Genomic DNA, 1,826 nt, shown 5'->3' on the forward strand with positions numbered 1-1,826 from the left:
CCGGTGTCGTTTTCGGCGATTTTGCGCAGGATGCGGCGCATGATCTTGCCGGAGCGGGTTTTCGGCAGGCCGGGGGCCCACTGGATGACGTCGGGCTTGGCGATGGGGCCGATTTCGGTGCGGACCCACTTTTCCAGCTCCTTGCGCAGCTCGTCCGAAGGCTCCTCGCCGTTCATCAGGGTGACGTAGGCGTAGATGCCCTGACCCTTGATGTCGTGCGGGTAACCGACAACCGCAGCCTCGGCGACCTTCTGGTGCGCGACGAGGGCGCTTTCGACCTCGGCGGTGCCCATGCGGTGGCCCGAGACGTTGATCACGTCGTCCACGCGGCCGGTGATCCAGTAGTCGCCGTCCGCATCGCGGCGGCAGCCGTCACCGGTGAAGTAGTAGCCTTTGTAGTCGCTGAAGTAGGTCTGCATGAAGCGCTCGTGGTCGCCGTAGACCGTGCGCATCTGGCCCGGCCAGCTGTCCTTGATCGCCAGAACGCCTTCGCAGGCCGTCTCGTCGATCTCGGCGCCCGAAGTGCCATCGAGCACAACAGGCTGCACGCCGAAGAACGGCTTGGTCGCAGAGCCCGGCTTGAGCGGCGTCGCGCCCGGCAGCGGGGTCAGCATGTGACCGCCGGTTTCGGTCTGCCACCACGTATCGACGATCGGGCGGGTGCCCTTGCCGACCACGTCGTTGTACCAGTTCCACGCTTCGGGGTTGATCGGCTCGCCCACGGTGCCGAGCACCTTGATGTCCGACAGGTCGTACTTCTCGACCCATTCCTTGCCCTGACCCATCAGCGAACGGATCGCGGTGGGAGCGGTGTAGAACTGGTTCACTTTATGCTTTTCGCAGACGGCCCAGAAGCGGCCCGCGTCGGGGTAGGTCGGCACGCCTTCGAACATCAGCGTGGTGCCGCCGTTGGCCAGCGGCCCGTAGACGATGTAGCTGTGGCCGGTGACCCAGCCCACGTCGGCGGTACACCAGTACACATCACCCTCGTGGTAATCGAAGGTGTACTGGTGGGTCATCGCGGCATAAAGCAGATAGCCGCCCGACGAATGGACGACGCCCTTGGGCTTGCCGGTCGAGCCGGAGGTGTAAAGGACGAACAGCGGATCTTCGGCGTTCATCGGGCGCGGCGGGCAGTCGGGCGCGACGGTTTCCATCATCGCTTTGACGTCGACATCGCGGCCGTCGATCCATGTGGTCTGATCGCCGGTGTGTTTGACCACAAGGCAGCGCACCTTGTCCGAGCAGTGCAGCAGCGCGGCATCGGCATTGGCCTTGAGCGGGGTGCGGCGGCCACCGCGCGGCGCGGTGTCGGCGGTGATGACGACCTTGGCGCCGGAATCGTTGACGCGGTTGGCCAGCGCGTCAGGCGAGAAGCCCGCGAAGACGACCGAGTGGATCGCGCCGATGCGCGCGCAGGCCAGCATCGCATAGGCGGCCTCGGGGATCATCGGCAGGTAGATTACCACACGGTCACCGCGCATGACGCCCTGGCTCAGCAGGACGTTGGCAAAGCGGTTCACCTTGTCCGAGAGCTGGTTGTAGGTGATGTATTGCGCCTCGTCCTCGGGGCTGTCGGGCTCGAAGATGATCGCGGTCTGATCGCCGCGGGTGGCAAGGTGGCGGTCGATGCAGTTGGCGGCGACGTTCAGAACGCCGTCCTCGAACCACTTGATGCTGACATTGCCGTACGCGAACGAGGTGTTCTTGACCTTGGTATACGGCGTGATCCAGTCCAGCCGCTTGCCATGCTCGCCCCAGAACCCCTCCGGATCCGAAACAGACGCCTCGTACATCGACGCATAAGTGTCGGCGTCAATGTGGGC

General features: G+C 64.6%; 1 protein-coding gene. It reads right to left on the bottom strand.

What is annotated here, in order from left to right:
* On the bottom strand, positions 1-1,826 hold a 1,826-nt coding region (gene acs / locus HCZ30_RS16475; RefSeq protein WP_167639400.1), incomplete at both ends, for an acetate--CoA ligase.

The sequence above is a fragment of the Marivivens donghaensis genome, assembly GCF_011806565.1.
GTDB classification, from domain to species: domain Bacteria; phylum Pseudomonadota; class Alphaproteobacteria; order Rhodobacterales; family Rhodobacteraceae; genus Marivivens; species Marivivens donghaensis_A.